Origin of the sequence: Streptomyces anthophorae (genome assembly GCF_049310305.1) — a bacterium.
GTDB lineage: Bacteria > Actinomycetota > Actinomycetes > Streptomycetales > Streptomycetaceae > Streptomyces.
The window spans coordinates 8835220-8849904 of sequence record NZ_JBLWQQ010000001.1; the positions used below are offsets into that span (position 1 = coordinate 8835220).

General features: G+C 71.7%; 16 protein-coding genes. 9 read left to right on the plus strand and 7 right to left on the minus strand.

Annotation, left to right across the window (positions count from 1 at the left end):
- Window positions 1-47: 47 nt before the first annotated feature.
- From ACNYS0_RS40325 to ACNYS0_RS40335, 3 genes are all read left to right on the plus strand, one after another.
- Window positions 48-1043: a LacI family DNA-binding transcriptional regulator gene (locus tag ACNYS0_RS40325; RefSeq protein WP_422481468.1), complete on the plus strand. Its 996-nt coding sequence runs from the start codon at window positions 48-50 to the stop codon at window positions 1041-1043.
- Window positions 1044-1093: 50 nt separating this feature from the next.
- A complete protein-coding gene (locus ACNYS0_RS40330) occupies window positions 1094-1552 on the plus strand; it encodes an RpiB/LacA/LacB family sugar-phosphate isomerase (RefSeq protein WP_422481470.1) in 459 nt (152 codons plus the stop codon).
- Between the two features lie 134 nt (window positions 1553-1686).
- The gene (locus tag ACNYS0_RS40335) at window positions 1687-3045 is read left to right on the plus strand and encodes an MFS transporter (RefSeq protein WP_422481472.1); all 1359 of its coding nucleotides are present in this window, start codon (window positions 1687-1689) and stop codon (window positions 3043-3045) included.
- Window positions 3046-3049: 4 nt separating this feature from the next.
- On the opposite strand, the gene ACNYS0_RS40340 is transcribed toward ACNYS0_RS40335, so the two are convergent.
- Window positions 3050-3616, minus strand: a complete 567-nt coding sequence (locus ACNYS0_RS40340; RefSeq protein WP_422481474.1) for a MarR family winged helix-turn-helix transcriptional regulator — start codon at window positions 3614-3616, stop codon at window positions 3050-3052.
- Window positions 3617-3635: 19 nt separating this feature from the next.
- On the opposite strand from ACNYS0_RS40340, the gene ACNYS0_RS40345 reads away from it, so the two are divergent.
- Window positions 3636-4568, plus strand: coding sequence for a DMT family transporter (locus ACNYS0_RS40345; RefSeq protein WP_422481476.1), 933 nt, complete (start codon window positions 3636-3638; stop codon window positions 4566-4568).
- Here the strand turns inward: ACNYS0_RS40345 and ACNYS0_RS40350 are convergent.
- The gene (locus ACNYS0_RS40350; protein ID WP_422481478.1) at window positions 4555-5091 is read right to left on the minus strand and encodes a TetR/AcrR family transcriptional regulator; all 537 of its coding nucleotides are present in this window, start codon (window positions 5089-5091) and stop codon (window positions 4555-4557) included. The genes ACNYS0_RS40345 and ACNYS0_RS40350 overlap by 14 nt on opposite strands.
- A gap of 73 nt (window positions 5092-5164) precedes the next feature.
- Between ACNYS0_RS40350 and ACNYS0_RS40355 the strand changes: the two genes are divergently transcribed.
- A complete protein-coding gene (locus ACNYS0_RS40355) occupies window positions 5165-6214 on the plus strand; it encodes an aldo/keto reductase (RefSeq protein WP_422481480.1) in 1050 nt (349 codons plus the stop codon).
- Window positions 6215-6271: 57 nt separating this feature from the next.
- On the opposite strand, the gene ACNYS0_RS40360 is transcribed toward ACNYS0_RS40355, so the two are convergent.
- Window positions 6272-7291, minus strand: coding sequence for a LacI family DNA-binding transcriptional regulator (locus ACNYS0_RS40360; protein ID WP_422481482.1), 1020 nt, complete (start codon window positions 7289-7291; stop codon window positions 6272-6274).
- 173 nt (window positions 7292-7464) lie between these two features.
- Here ACNYS0_RS40360 and ACNYS0_RS40365 point away from each other — a divergent pair, with 173 nt between their 5' ends.
- The 3 genes from ACNYS0_RS40365 to ACNYS0_RS40375 all read left to right on the plus strand — a co-directional run bounded on the left by ACNYS0_RS40365 (window position 7465) and on the right by ACNYS0_RS40375 (window position 10130).
- Window positions 7465-8346, plus strand: a complete 882-nt coding sequence (locus tag ACNYS0_RS40365) for a phytanoyl-CoA dioxygenase family protein (RefSeq protein ID WP_422481484.1) — start codon at window positions 7465-7467, stop codon at window positions 8344-8346.
- Complete coding sequence (locus tag ACNYS0_RS40370) at window positions 8339-9772, plus strand: sugar porter family MFS transporter (RefSeq protein ID WP_422481486.1); 1434 nt, start codon at window positions 8339-8341, stop codon at window positions 9770-9772. The genes ACNYS0_RS40365 and ACNYS0_RS40370 overlap by 8 nt, the downstream gene beginning before the upstream one ends.
- Before the next feature lie 151 nt (window positions 9773-9923).
- Window positions 9924-10130 carry a hypothetical protein gene (locus ACNYS0_RS40375; protein WP_422481488.1) on the plus strand — a complete coding sequence of 69 codons (207 nt, stop codon included), beginning with the start codon at window positions 9924-9926 and terminating at the stop codon, window positions 10128-10130.
- Between the two features lie 14 nt (window positions 10131-10144).
- Here ACNYS0_RS40375 and ACNYS0_RS40380 read toward each other — a convergent pair whose 3' ends face one another.
- Window positions 10145-11155, minus strand: a complete 1011-nt coding sequence (locus ACNYS0_RS40380) for an alpha/beta fold hydrolase (RefSeq protein ID WP_422481490.1) — start codon at window positions 11153-11155, stop codon at window positions 10145-10147.
- 206 nt (window positions 11156-11361) lie between these two features.
- Window positions 11362-12492: a 5-methyltetrahydropteroyltriglutamate--homocysteine S-methyltransferase gene (locus ACNYS0_RS40385; protein WP_422481492.1), complete on the minus strand. Its 1131-nt coding sequence runs from the start codon at window positions 12490-12492 to the stop codon at window positions 11362-11364.
- 158 nt (window positions 12493-12650) lie between these two features.
- On the opposite strand from ACNYS0_RS40385, the gene ACNYS0_RS40390 reads away from it, so the two are divergent.
- The gene (locus tag ACNYS0_RS40390) at window positions 12651-13421 is read left to right on the plus strand and encodes an NAD(P)H-dependent oxidoreductase (RefSeq protein ID WP_422481494.1); all 771 of its coding nucleotides are present in this window, start codon (window positions 12651-12653) and stop codon (window positions 13419-13421) included.
- Between the two features lie 22 nt (window positions 13422-13443).
- On the opposite strand, the gene ACNYS0_RS40395 is transcribed toward ACNYS0_RS40390, so the two are convergent.
- Together ACNYS0_RS40395 and ACNYS0_RS40400 are read right to left on the minus strand one after the other, a co-directional pair.
- Complete coding sequence (locus ACNYS0_RS40395) at window positions 13444-13785, minus strand: VOC family protein (RefSeq protein WP_422481496.1); 342 nt, start codon at window positions 13783-13785, stop codon at window positions 13444-13446.
- 103 nt (window positions 13786-13888) lie between these two features.
- Window positions 13889-14665 carry an IclR family transcriptional regulator gene (locus ACNYS0_RS40400; RefSeq protein ID WP_422428970.1) on the minus strand — a complete coding sequence of 259 codons (777 nt, stop codon included), beginning with the start codon at window positions 14663-14665 and terminating at the stop codon, window positions 13889-13891.
- Window positions 14666-14685 lie beyond the last annotated feature (20 nt).

Sequence of the window (14685 nt, forward strand, 5' to 3'; positions counted from 1 at the left end):
CTTCATGGAAACGTTTCCATGAAATCCACGAGGAAGTGGAGCCACGGATGGCCACCATCAAGGACGTCGCCGCGCGCGCCGGAGTCGCGCTCGGGACGGCGTCGCGCGTGCTCAGCGGGAGCAGCCAGACCTCGGCCGACTCGCGGCGGCGGGTGCTCGCGGCCGCCGCCGAGTTGGGCTACGTCGCCAACGGGCCCGCCCGCGCGCTGCGCCGTGCACGGACCGACGTGCTGGGGCTGCTCGTCTCGGACATCCGCAACCCGTTCTTCTCCGAACTGGCGCACGCCGCCGAGCAGGAGGCCCGCCGGCACGGCTACACCGTGCTGCTGGCCAACGCCAACGAGGACGCCGACCAGGCCGACGCCTACCTCCAGACCTTCGCCTCGCAGCGCATCGACGGACTGCTGTTCGCGCCGCAGAGCACCGTCTCGCCGCAGCTCGCAGCCACCTTCGCCTCCGGCCTCCCGCTCGTCTTCCTCAACCGCACCATCGACGGCATCGACGCGCCGATGTACGGGACGGACAACGCCCAGGGCGTCGGGCAGGTGCTCGACTGGCTGCGGCGGCGCGGGCATCGCGACGTCGCCTTCGTCGGCGGCCCCGACACCATCTCCACCGGCGCCGAACGACGCGCCGCCTACCTCGCGGGCCGCGAGCGGCACGGCATCAGCACCGACGACGCACTCCTGGACGCCGGCGACTTCCTCGCCGAAGGGGCCGCCAAGGCGATGCACCGGATCCTCGACCGCGGCGTCCCGTTCACCGCCGTCTTCGGCGCGAACGGCCCGACCACGCTCGGCGCCGTACGTGCGCTGCGCGAGCGGCTCGGCACCGAACAGGCGGCCCGCATCGAGGTGGTGTCCGTCGACGACCTCGACTGGTTCGAGTTCGCCTCGCCGCCCGTCAGCGCGGTCCGTCAGGACGCCGCCGAGATCGGCCGGCTCGGCGTGCGCGGGGTCGTGGACCTCATCGCCGGGCGCGCGGCCACCGGTCAGCGCGTCCCCACGACCTTCGTCGACCGGTCGCCCAAGCCCCAACGGTGAGCGCCCGTACGGCAGTTGTGCACAAGGAATCCCGAAAGGCAGGACAACACATGAGGGTCGCCCTCGGCGCGGACCACGCCGGTTTCGCACTCAAGGACACCGTCCGGCAGGCCATCGAGGCGCTCGGCCACGAGGTCGTGGACTGCGGCACGCACGGCAGCGAACCCGTCGACTTCCCCGACATCACCCGTGACACCTGCGAGCCCGTGCTCTCCGGTGCCGCCGAACGCGCCGTGCTCGTGTGCGGCACCGGGCAGGGCGCCGTCATGGCGGCCAACAAGCTCCCCGGCATCCGCTGCGGCCTCGCCCACGAGCCGTACTCCGCCCACCAGTCCGTCGAGCACGACGACGCCAACGCCATCGCCATGGGTGCCTGGCTCGTCCCGCACGCGCTCGTGCCCGACATCGTCCGCGAGTTCCTGGACGCCACCTTCGACGACGACGCGGACACCCGCCGCCGCGTCGCGAAGCTCAATGCCCTCGACGACCTGACGACCACGACCGCCTGACACACCCACCCCGCTGCAACACCCTCTCCTTCTCCGCTCGCACCGACGCCCCTCCCTCCCCGCGCCCGCGCACACACCGCGCCGCGCGTCCCCTCGGCGTACCCGCACGTGCCCCGAACCCGCAGGAGATCCCCATGTCCACCCGCACCCCCGCCGGACAGCCGAGCGTGCTCGGCTCCAAGGACCGCGTCAAAACCGCCGTCGCCGCCGCCTTCGGCACCAGCGTCGAGAACTACGACTTCATCGCCTACGGCACCGCGTCCGCCCTCTACTTCGGCGCCGTCTTCTTCCCCGAAAGCGACCGCTTCGTCGGCACGCTGCTCTCTTTCGCCACGCTCGCGGTCGGCTTCGTCATGCGCCCGCTCGGTGGCGCCGTCGGCGGCTACTTCGCCGACAGGTTCGGCCGCAAGCCCGTCCTCGTCGCGGCGATGATCGTGATGGGTGCGGCCACCTTCCTCATCGGGGCGCTCCCCACGTACGGGCAGGTGGGCGCGCTCGCCCCGATCCTGCTGACCGTGATCCGCATGATCCAGGGCCTCGCGTTCGGCGCCGAATGGGGCGGGGCGATCACCATGGCGTACGAGCACGCGCCCTGGCACCGGCGCGGCATGTTCGCCGCGATACCCCAGTCGGGCAACCCGCTCGGCATCGCCCTGGCCAGTGGTGTGTTCGCCTGGAGCGCCACGCTGGAGGGGAGTTGGCAGTGGCGGACCCCGTTCCTGGTGAGTGCCGTCCTCGTGGTCGCCGCGCTGATCGTGCGTTCGCGGCTGTCCGAGTCCCCGGAGTTCCAGGAGGCCAAGGCCGGCGGCAGGACGGAGCGGAACCCGTTCCTGGCGACGCTCGCGGGGGACTGGCGGGGCATCCTGCGGGTCATCGCGCTGCGCGTCGTCGAGTCCTTCGCGTACTACTCCACCGCGACGTTCCTGCTCAGCTATATCACCGACCACCACCCCGACCTGCGGCCCGTCGCCCTGGGCGCGATCACCGTCGCCAGTGTCCTGGCCATCGGTGTCACGTTCCTGGCCGGCGTGCTCACCGACCGCATCGGGCGCCGACCCCTCTACATCGCCGGGTGCACGGCGGCCATCCTCTTCGCGTTCCCCATGTACCTTCTCACCAACTCCGCCCAACCCGCCCTGGTCGTCGCGGTGTTCATCATCGGCATCGGCCTCATCCACGCCTCGCTCACCGGCACCCAGGGCTCCCTGCTGACCGAGCAGTTCCGCACCGCGACACGTACGTCGGGCGCCTCGCTCGGCTATCAGGTCGCGGCCGCCATCGGTGGCTTCGCACCGCTCCTCGCCGCCGCCCTGGTGGGAGCCTTCGGATGGCCGGGGGCCGCGCTGCTCTACCTCGGCGCGGCGGTGATCGGCCTCGTCGGCATCCTGGTGACCAAGGAGACCTGGGGGCGCGCCGAGCGTGAGCGCGTACGCGGTCTCGTCGAGGAGGAGCTCCGGGCGGCTCCGGCCACCGGGGTCGCGGCGACGCGGTAAGAGATCAGCCCGGCCCCGGCGCGGGCGCCTCCAACTGGGCGAGCCACGAGGCCAGAAGGTGTTCCAGCGCCGCCGCCTCGGACGGTGGCAGCGCGGCGAGGAGCCGGTGCTCGTTGCGGATGTGGTCGGTGAAGGCCCGGTCGAAGAGGGCGCGGCCCGCGTCGGTGAGCGCGACGACCCGGCCGCGTCCGTCGCCCGTGGCGCGGCGCCGCGCGACCAGGCCCGCCCGCTCCAGGCGGTCGATGCGCTTGGAGATGGCGCCGGTGGTGACCATGGTGTGTGCGGCCAGCTCGCCGGGAGCCCGCTCGAAGGGGGCACCCGCGCGGCGCAGCGCGGCCAGCACGTCGAACTCGCCCTCGCTGAGGTCGTACCGGCCGTACACCGTGCACAGCTCCTGTGTGAGCAGCGTCGCGATCCGGTGCAGCCGGCCGATGACACCCTGCGGCGCGACGTCGAGGTCGGGGCGTTCCTGCCGCCAGGCGGCCTGGATGCGGGCGACGTGATCCAGGTCCGCGTGGTCCTTGTCCGTGCTGGACGGAACATCTCGCCTACTGGACGGGGTATCTTCCATGGAAGTTATATTACCTTCCATGGAAACTATGTACCGGTGGGGCGCCGTCGCGGCGCTCGCCCCGGTGGCCTGGGGTGCCAATTACTTCGTCACCCATGAGTACCTCCCGTCCGGCAGCCCTTGGTGGGGCGCCGCCCTGCGGGCCCTGCCGGCCGGTCTCCTGCTGCTGGCCCTGTCCCGCAAGCTTCCGCGCGGCGCCTGGTGGTGGCGCTCCGCCGTGCTCGGCCTGCTCAACACCAGCGCGTTCTTCCTGCTCGTCTACCTCGCCGCCCATCTGCTGACCACCGCGACCGCCTCGACGCTGATGGCGCTGTCGCCGGCCGCCCTGATGCTCAGCGCGTGGGCCCTGCTGTCCGAACGGCCGCGGGTGGCGCCGCTGGCCGGAGCCGCGATCGGCCTGGGCGGTGTGGTGCTGATGCTGGCCGGGCAGGCCGGCGCGCCCAGCGTCCCCGGCCTGCTCGCGTCGGCGGGGGCCCTCGCCACGTCCTCGGTCGGCTACGCCCTGTCCAAGCGCTGGGGCAACGAGGCCGGGGTCCTGGCCAGTACGGCCTGGCAACTCACCTTCGGGGGAGTGCTGTTGGTCGTCGCCGCGGTGGTCTTCGAGGGCGGACCGCCGGCGTTCACCGCCCCCGGCGCGGCAGCCCTTGCCTACACGGCGGTGATCGCCACGGCCCTCGCGTTCGTCGCCTGGTTCACCGGGCTGCGCCACCTGCCCGCCGCCACGGTCGGCCTGGTCGGCCTGCTCAATCCGCTCACCGGGGTGGCCCTCGGCGTCGCGCTCGGGGGAGAGGCGCTCACCCTGCGGCAGGCGGCGGGCATGGCCCTGGTCCTGCTCGGCATCGCGCTGGGGCGGCCGACTGTGCCGAAGGGTGAGGGCCGCGCGTTTGGCGGTGCGGCGGTGACGGGCCGACCGGAAGCCGGCCGCCCCAACTCCTCTCCTACGACTCGGTGATCGCGACCAGGGCCGCCGTGAAAGGGGTCGGGTCGACATCGCCCCGCACCGCGAGCTGCTGGCTGTACCCCTGGCAGACGGCCACGAAGGCCTCGGCGATCCGGGCCGCGTGGGCGGGCTCGTGGCCCGGCAGCAGTGCGGCGACCGCCGCGCGCAGTTCCCCGAGCTGGCGGTCGACGAGGGCGGCAAGGTCCGCCGAGACCGCAGCCTCCGCGTAGATCTGGGCGACCAGCCGGGCGTGCCCCTCCTCGCGGGCCAGGGTGCGAATGTGCTCAAGGAAGTCGCGTACGGCCTCGGCGGTCAGTTCCGCGGGGAGCGCCTGGCTCGACTCTTCGCAGATGGCGGCGACGATCTCGTCCTTGCCCTTGAAGTAGCGGTAGATCGCGCCGGTGGAGAGTCCGGAGGCGCGGACGATGTCGGGCATGGACGTCCGCGCGAAGCCGACCTCGGCGAAACGGGCGCGGGCGGCGTCGATGATCTGCTGACGGCGGGCGTCGAGGTGGGACTGGCTGACCTTCGGCATAAAAGAATGACCATTCGTTTTACGTGCTAGTGTCGTCGACCGTACCGCAGATCCTGTCCCTGAGGAGGCACCCATGCGCTACCAGACCTTCGGACGACACAGCGGGCTTCGGGTGTCGGAGTACGTGCTGGGCACGGCCAACTTCGGCTCGGCCCCGGCCGCGGCGGGCCTGGCGGGGGCCAGGGCGATCTTCGACTCGTTCGTAGCGGCGGGCGGGACCACCTTCGATGTCTCGAACATCTACCAGGACGGTGAGGCCGAGACCGTCCTCGGCGAGCTGATGGGTCGCGAGCGCGACGACTACGTGGTGATCACCAAGTACAGCGGCAGCCGGAGCGCGCAGATCCGCCCCGGCACCACGGGCAACAGCCGCAAGACCATGATCCGGTCCCTGGAGGAGAGCCTGCGGCGCCTCGGGACCGACTACGTCGATGTCTTCATGCCGCACCTTCCCGACGGTGTCACCCCGCTGCCGGAGATCCTGGCCGCCTTCGAGGACCTGATCCGGGCGGGCAAGGTCCGCCACGCCGGACTGTCGAACTTCCCGGCCTGGCGGGTGGCCGGTGCCGCCGTACGATCGGAGCTGGGCGGCCGCATGACGTTGGCCGGCATGCAGACCGAGTACAGCCTCGCCGAGCGCTCCGCGGAGCGCGAGCTCCTGCCCATGGCCGAGGCGCACGGCCTCGGCGTCGTCCTCTACTCCCCGCTGGCCGGCGGCCTGTTGACCGGAAAGTACCGCCGCGGCGAGCAGGGGCGACTCAGTGCACGCGCCGCGACCGACGGCGAGGGCGGCGAGCAGCGCACCGCCGTGCTCGACGCCGTCCTCGCGGTGGCCGAAGAGCTGGGCACCGGCCCCGTCCAGGTCGCACTGGCCTGGCTGCGTGAGCGCGCGGCGCGGTCCGCCACCTCGCTGATCCCCATCGTCGGCCCCCGCACCCCCGCCCATCTGGCGGGCTACCTCGACGCCCTGAACGTCGAACTCGCCCCGCACCACTACGAGAAGCTGGATGAGATCAGCGCGATCCGCCTCGGCGCCCCGCACGAGGCCGTGGCCGCCGCGCTGGCCCACGGCGTCGACGGGGACCGGAGCCTGCTCGACGAGCCCCTCGTCCCGGTCGCCTGACGCGTCGGCCAACGACCCGAGAGGCAAGGAGTTTCCGGGCGTGAGGGCGGCCGCGCCCTACGCCGTCCCGCGCACCACCAGCTGGTGAGGAACCGTCAGATCCTGTGCGGGCACGGCATTGTCGGGGCTGTATATGCGGTCGGCCAGGCACTGGAGGGACCGCAGGGCGATCTGGTGCTTGTCCGGGGCGATCGTGGTCAGCGGCGGATGGCTGTAGCGCCCGTCCTCGATGTCGTCGAAGCCGACGATCGCGATGTCCTCCGGTACCCGTAGTCCTCGCTCGTGCGCCATGTGCAGGGCGCCCAGGGCGAGTTCGTCGCTGAAGGCGAACACGGCGTCCGGGGGCTCGGGCCCGTCGAGCAGTTCGGTCATGGCGCGGGCGCCGTCCGCCCGATGGAGCGCGGCGACGGTCCGCTGAAGGGCGTCGGAGGGGCGGGGGAGGCCGGCCCGCTCCAGCGCCTGGTGGTAGCCCTGCGCGCGCTGCTGCGCCGTGCCGTTCTGAAGGTGCGGCTGGAGGCCGATGGCGGCGATGCGGCGTCGCCCGATGCGGACGAGGTGCGTGGTGGCCTCGTCCGCGGCGGCGATGTTGTCGACGGCGACCCGGTCCAGGGCGCCGCGCGGGCTGCGCTCGCCCAGAAGGACGAGCGGGACCGCCGGGGCGGCCGTGGCGGCGAGTTCGGTCAGCTCGGCCGGATCGAGTGCCCAGGGGCTGATGATGAGTCCGTCGACCACGCGCCCGCCGCTGCGCGTGAGCAGCCGCCGCTCGGCGTCGGCGTCGCCGCGTGTCTGGTCGATCACCACGGTCCAGGAGCGGCGTTGGGCCTCCTCCACGAGTAGGCCCGCGAGTTCGCCGAAGTAGGGCGAGTGCAGTTCGGGGATGGCCAGGCCGATGATCCCGGTGCGGCCCGCCCGCAGGCTGCGCGCGGCCAGATTGGGCCGGTAGCCCAGTGCGTCGATGGCTTCCTGTACACGCTGTCGGGTCTCGGCGGCCACCGCGGCGGACCCGCTGACGACGTTCGACACCGTACGCACGGAGACCCCGGCCCGTGCGGCCACATCCTTCAGACGGCTGCTCACCGGTTCATCCTTTCACGCGGTCCGTGCGGTCCCGGAGGCGCGTGGCCCGCGCCTCGCCGGCATCCGCACCTGGGTGGACCGCCGTCTCGAAACTCCTCACGAGAAGGGTATTGCAACGTTGCATGCATCGATGCAAACCTGTCCGCGGAAGTTCTGCTTGCAAGGAGGCAAGGATGGCTGTGCACGCTTCTACCGGTGTTGCGTCCACTGGTGGCGCATTTCCCGGTGTCGTTCCCGCCGAGCTCGACATCGACGTGTCGGGGGATGTCGAGAACCTGTACACCGACGGCATCACGGCGCGGAAGGGCGCCTTCACCGTCGAGTGGGCAGACCGGCTGCGCGAGGACATCGAAACGGCCTACGAAGAGGCGCGCGCCCGGCCCGGCGGCGCCGTGGGCCGCGGACCGAACCGCTACTACGTCGAGATCCACCCCGAGCAGCTGCGCGGCTTCGTCGACCTGGTCGACCACCCCTGGGTGCGCTCGGTGGCCACCGCCGTTCTCGGCCCCGACTACCGCATCGTCGAACTCGGCTTCGACGTGCCGCTGGAGGGTGCCGTCAACCAGCCCTGGCACCGCGACTTCCCCATCCCGGAAGAGACCCGCACCGAACGCCGCCTGACCTCCCTCGCGTTCAACGTCACCGGCGTCGACACCAAGGAGGACATGGGCCCCTTCGAGATCGCCCCCGGCACGCAGTGGGACGACGAGCCCGACTTCGAGCACGGCATGTTCCCGCCCCGCGAGCACTACGCCCGCTACGAGGAGCGCGCCGTGCGCAAGTACCCGCAGCGCGGCGACATCTCGGCCCGCACCGCGCTCACCATCCACCGCGGCACCAAGAACGAATCGGCCGTCTCCCGGCCGGTGCTGATCCTCGGCATCGACGGTCCTGAAGCCACCAACGGCGACCGGCACGACACCGCCGTCACCCGCGCCTACTGGGAGGCGCTGCCCGAGCGTGTGCGCCGCCACCTCGACTGCCCGGTCGTCGACGCACTGACGCCGGTCACGCAGAAGCACACCATCGAGGGTCTGGTCATGGGCGATGCCTGAGCCGACCGCGGTGACCGCGCGACCACCGGACCAGGACGGCGGCAAGGGGGCTGGGCGGACCCCCGCCCTCGTCTACGCCGTCGCCGCCGTCTCGGCGCTGGGCGGCCTGCTCTTCGGCTACGACACCGGCATCATCTCGGGCGCTCTGCTCCACCTGCGCGACGACCTCGACCTGACCTCGCGCGAACAGGAGATCGTGGTCAGCGTCATCCTCCTCGGCGCGATGGTCGGAGCCGTCGTCTCGGGCCGCGCCGCCGTCCGGCACGGGCGCCGCAGGGTGGTCGCCGCCGTCGCGGTGATCTTCGCCCTGGGGGCGGTCGCGGCAGCGCTGGCGCCCGGCGTGGGGACACTGATCGCCGCCCGCTTCGTGCTGGGCCTCGCGGTGGGCGGCGCGTCCAACATGGTGCCCGTCTACATCGCCGAACTGTCCCCGCCCGCGATCCGCGGCCGCCTGATGGTCGTCTTCCAGCTCATGGTCGCCATCGGCCAGCTCATCGCCTACGTATGCGGCTGGGCACTGAACGACAGCGGAGGCTGGCGGGTGATGTTCGGCCTCGCCGTCGTCCCGGCCGCGGCCCTCGCGATCGGCATGGCCTTCCTGCCCGAAAGCCCCCGCTGGCTGATCGAGAACGGCCGGACCGACGTCGCGCTGCGCACGCTCGGACGGCTGCGCCCCGCGGGCACGGACGTCGCGGCCGAGGCCGCGGAGATCACGGCCGTCACGGCAGCCGCCCCTTCGCACGGCGGCAGTTGGCGGAGCCTGGGGCAGCGCTGGCTGCGCCCGGCGCTGCTGATCGCCGTGGGCATCGCGGCCTTCTCCCAGCTCACCGGCATCAACGCGATCGTCTACTACGCGCCCACGATCCTGGCCGACGCCGGTTTCGGGGACTCGGTGGCCCTGCTCACGGGAATCGGCATCGGCACGATGCTGGTCGTGGCCGGCGTGGTGGGTGCCATCGCCGTCGACAAGACGGGCCGGCGCCGCACGATCCTGTGGTTCCTGCCCGGTTCCGCCCTGGCGATGACCGTCCTCGCGCTCGCCTTCGGCGTCCTCGGCGACTCCTCCACGCAGCGCTGGACCGTGATCATCGCGCTGTTCGCCTACATCCTGTTCAACGGTGTCGGCATGCAGGCCGTCGTCTGGCTCATCGGCCCGGAGATCCTGCCCCTGAGCGTCCGCGGCCAGGCCACCAGCCTGGCAACGGTCTGCCTGTGGGGCTTCGACCTGCTCATCGCCATGACCGCCCTGACCGCGATCAACACCATCGGCCGCTCTGGCACGTTCCTCTTCTATGCGCTGATGAACGTGGCCTGCATCGCGTTCGTCGCCCTCAAGGTGCCGGAGACCAAGGGCCGTTCACTGGAACGGATCGAACAGGCACTGCACAGCCCGCTGCCGTTCCGGAAGGCGCTGGAGGAACGCTGAGACATGGGCGGCCCGCGGTCGCGGGCCGCTCATCCCGTCAGCGCGGACGTGGCGCAGGTGCGAAGGACCGAGGGTGTGACCATTAGGTGAGGGCGGGATAACGGTTCGGACAGGTGCGCGTCCGAGTCCGGCGCAGTGTCGTTTCCCCGGTATGAGCGACATCGTGCGCGCCGAGGAACAGGCCGAGCTTTCCGACCCGTACTGGCTGGATTCACCCGTGCTCGGGCACGGGCGGACCGTCTGCGCGTGTGACGGATCCGAGGTGTCACGGAACCGGGCGATGGCGCTGCGGTTGGTGCTCGTCGGAGTGGCGAGCGGGCTGATCGTCGTGGCGCTCGCGGTTTCCTTGATGGAGTAGGGGCCGCGCTTCGCTCACGTCGCGCTGCGCTCGCCGGCCTCGCGGTACTCGCGTGAAACGGCCCGCGCGTACTTTTCCGCGGGGCTTCCCGTACGGAGGAGTTCGCGCCACTGCTCGACGCTCCAGTCGCCGGGAGTGGTGGTGGCGATGAACTCCTCCAGAAGCCGGACGAATCGTACGGGGTCGGTGTGGTGCGGGAAGTGCCCGGCGCCCGGGAAGATTTCGAGCCGGCTGCCCGGCATCGCCTCGTGCGCGGTGAAGGCGTGCGCCACGGGCAGCACACTGTCGCGATCGCCCCAGACGAGGAGGGTGGGGACACCCCGGGCCAGATAGCAGCGGTCCAGCATGGTGACCACCTGGCCGCGCCAGTCCACGACGGCCCGCAGCGTCCGCGTGAAGGCGTCGCGGGACTTCTGGTCGGGCAGGGCGTCGACGACATTGACGAGGTCGGGCGCGTCCACGCCGAGACCGGTGTCCAGGAACTGGAGGGCGCGGACCGCCGTGGTGACCGGCAGGCGCGCCCCGGCCACCTTCAGCAGGCCGAGCGCGAGCCCCGCGCCGGGCAGGGTCGCGGCCCGCAGGATGGGGGTGACCTGGCGGCCGACCCCACCCGTGGAGATCAGGACGAGCCGGTCGACACGCTCGGGGAACTGGTACGCGAACTGCATCGCGACCCCGCCGCCGAAGGAGTGCCCGACAAGGGTGACGCGGTCGATGCCGAGCACACCGAGCAGGTCGCGCAGGCCGTTCGCGTACGCGGCGACCGAGTAGTCGGCGCGCGGCTTCGCCGAATGGCCGTGCCCCAGCAGGTCGGGGGCGATGACCGTGTGCCGGCGCGCGAGTGTGTCGATGCAGTCCTCCCAGTGCGCGCAGGAGGCCCCGACGCCGTGGATCAGCAGGACGGCCGGGCCCTCGCCCGCGATCCGGTAGGCGCGGCGGTAGCCGTGGACGGTGGCGAAGGCGAGCGCGCTGCCGGCCTGCGGCGCGCGTGCGGTGGGCTTGCGGATCGGAATGACGTGCGCCATGGCCCTTCTCCCCGTGCCGGTCCTGTACGGGCGCGTGCCGGATCCCGGGGCCCGGGACCGGTACGGCGAGCGTACGGAGCGCGGCGCGGCGGAGGGTTTCGTGCCGGTTGCGGCTGGATTCCGTTTCCCCGGCGGGCACGGGCGTGGTGTGCCTCATGGGCGATGCGGGGCCGGTCCGCTGCGCGCCGGGACGGACGGACGTGTCCTCACACCCCGCCCCACACCTCTTCCGCCGTCTCCACGATGAGGCGCAGCTTGGCCATCTGGTCCTCCACGGTGAGTTTGTTGCCCTCCACGGTGGAGGAGAAACCGCACTGCGGGGACAGGCTCAGCTGATCGATGTCGATGTACCGCGAGGCCTCCTCGATACGCCGCTTGAGGGTGTCCTTGTCCTCCAGTTGCGGCCGCTTGGTGGTGACGAGGCCGAGGACGACCTGCTTGCCCTTGGGGACGTGGCGCAGAGGGGCGAAGCCGCCGGAGCGCTCGTCGTCGTACTCCAGGAAGAAGCCGTCGACGTCGAGGTCGCCGAAGACGGCCTCGGCGATGAAGTCGTAGCTGCCCGAAGCGGCCCAGGAGGAGGCGAAGTTGCCACGGCACATGTGGGTGGTGACACGCAGGTCGTCGGGGCGGCCGGCGAGCGCCCGGTTGATGTTCGCGATGTACGTCTCGTGCTGGTGCTCCGCGTCGCCGCCGATGGACGCCACGTAGGAACGCTGCTCGGGGTCGTTCAGATACGCGAGCGAGGTGTCGTCCAACTGGAGGTAGCGGCAGCCCAGTTCGTACACGCCGCGGATCTGGGCCGCGTAGGTGTCGGTGAGGTCGGACCAGAAGGTGTCGAGGTCGGGGTAGACGGACGTGTCGATCGCGGCGCGGCCGCCGCGGTAGTGGACCATGCTCGGCGAGGGGATGGTCAGCTTCGGGGTGACGCCCTCGGCGACGGTGTCGCGCAGGAAGGTGAAGGCGTCCGCGAAGACGGTGCGTTCCAGTGTCACCTTGCCGTCGATGCGCGCGGAGGGCGGCGCGAACTCGATGTCGCCGTCCTCGTTGTGGAAGCGCACGTGCAGCGACTCGTCCTCGACGCGCCGGACGCCGCCGAGCGCGTAGATGAAGTCCATGTGCCAGGAGGCGCGGCGGAACTCGCCGTCGGTGGCGCTGCGCAGTCCCGCTTCCTTCTGCATCGAGACGACTTCGCGCACCGCCGCGTCCTCGGCGGTGGCGAGCGCGGCGTCGTCGATCTTCCCTGCGGCGTGCTGCTCGCGGGCCCGCAGGAGCGCGGGCGGGCGCAGCAGGCTGCCGACGTGGTCGGCGCGGAACGGGGGCTGAGTGGTGGCGGCCATGGCGGGCATCCTTTCCTCGGCTACGGCCAACACCCTCACCCGAATCATTGCGCTCCTCAACCACTTTGACCGGGGCGCCTGGACAGTGGCCAGATTCTTTCACCCCATGACCGTCTGGCCACTGACGCCGTACGAGGGTCGGGGCGCACGCTCGAGGCATGAACATTCTTTGGGTCTTCGCCCACCCCGAACAGCGTTCCCTCAACGGTTCCCTGATGGCCGACGCGCTCGAGGCCCTCGACGGTCTCGGGCACGCGTACCAGGTGTCCGACCTGTACGCGATGAAGTGGAAGGCGGTCCTCGATGCCGACGACTTCGGCTGCGGGGCGTCCAGCAGTGAGCGGCTGTTCGTCGGCTCCGAGCAGGAACGGGCCTATGCGGCAGGGGAGTTGAGCGCCGACATCCGGGGCGAGATCGAGAAGCTGGTCCGGGCCGATGTCGTGGTACTGCACTTCCCGCTGTGGTGGTTCGGGCCTCCGGCGATCCTCAAGGGCTGGTTCGACCGGGTGTTGGTGCAGGGGCTCGGGTTCGGCGTGAAGGCGCCGGACGGGCACACCCGCCGGTACGGCGACGGCGGTCTGGCCGGAAAGCGGGCCCTGGTCGTCACGTCGGTGGGGGCCAGGCCGTCCGGGTTCGGGCCGCGCGGGATCCACGGGCAGGCGGACCAGGTGCTGTTCCCGCTGCTGCACGGCACGTTCTGGTACACGGGGATGGCGCCGCTCGCGCCGTTCGTGACATACGGCGCGGACCGGCACGACGCGGCGGACTACGCCCGTACCTCCGCCGCGCTGAAGGAGCGGCTGCGTACGCTTCCCGACGAGGAGCCGCTGGCGTACCGGCCCGAGGCCGGCGGTGAGTACGACGAGGAACTCGTCCTGTGCCCCGACCTCGCGGCGGGCCACGAAGGGCTCGGGGTCCACCGGCGGTGAGGGGCCGTGCAGGCCGGGCGTGTCAGGCCTGTTTGCCGCCGAAGCTGATCTCGTTGCCGTCCGCGTCCCGGTAGATCACCTTCGTGACGCCGCCGTCGAACGTCTCGCGCTTCGCGGGCTCCAGGCCGCGTTCCGCGATCTCGGCGATGCGGGTGTCGAGGTCGTCCACGAAGGACAGGGTCAGCGCGTTCCCCGCGCGTTCCGGGTCCTCCACGATGTAGACGTAGCGGTGCTCGGCCACCTCCCACACCGCCTCGATGTCGTTCGGCAGGAACGACGGTTTCGCGCCGAAGAACCGCTCGTACCAGGCGAGCGCCGCGGCGTAGTCGGTGACGGGGATGCCGGCGAAGAGGTCCAGGGGCATGGCGTTCTCCGTGGGGAGTCGAGACGCTGGCAGTGGCTGCCTGTTGTGTGTACTGACCGCCCCCGCGTCGAAAAGTCATCGCGACGGGGTCGTGTGCTCTGGCCTAGGCCGACGGCGCCCGCGTCGCCCCGCCGACCCGCCGCGTCAGCTCCCGCGCCGTCTGCGCCACATGGCCCGCTATCCGCCGCTGCTCCGCCTCGTCCACCGTCTCGTCGGGGAACGTCACGGCGATTCCGGCGATCGGGTGGGCGTGGTGGTCGAGGACCGGCGCGGCGACCGAGGACAGGCCGGGGGTGACTTCGCCCTCCTCCGTCGCGTAGCCGCGGCGGCGGGCCTGGGTGAGCAGCGTGCGCAGGGCGGTCAGCGTCGCCGGGCCCGCGCTGTGACGCTGCACGAACGCCGAGCGGTCGGGGAAGAGGGCGCGCACCTGGGCGGGCGGCAGCAGGGCCAGGATCGCGCGCCCGCTCGCCGTGAGGTGCGCGGGCAGGCGCACGCCCACCTCGCTGACCAGCGGCGGCCGGCCCGGCGCGCGCTCCTCGATGACGTAGATGACCTCGCGGCCGTGCAGCACGGCGAGGTTCGCGTTGTGACCGGTGCGGTCGACGAGCGCGGCGAGCGGGGCCCGGGCCAGGCGCTGGAACGGGGCTTGGCGCTCGTAGCCCGAGGCGAGTTCGAAGGCGCTGACCCCGAGCCCGTAGCGCCGCTCCTCCGGCAGATGGACCACGAAGCCGTCCGCCGCCAGGGTGTCGAGCAGGTGGTACGTCGTCGAGCGTGGCAGCCCCACGTCACGGCTGATGGCGGCCGCGGGCACGGGAGCGGCCTGGCGGGCCAGATAGCGCAGGACGGCCAGGACCTGGGCCGCGGCCGGGACGATGCTCATGGGGCGAGCGTAGACCAGGG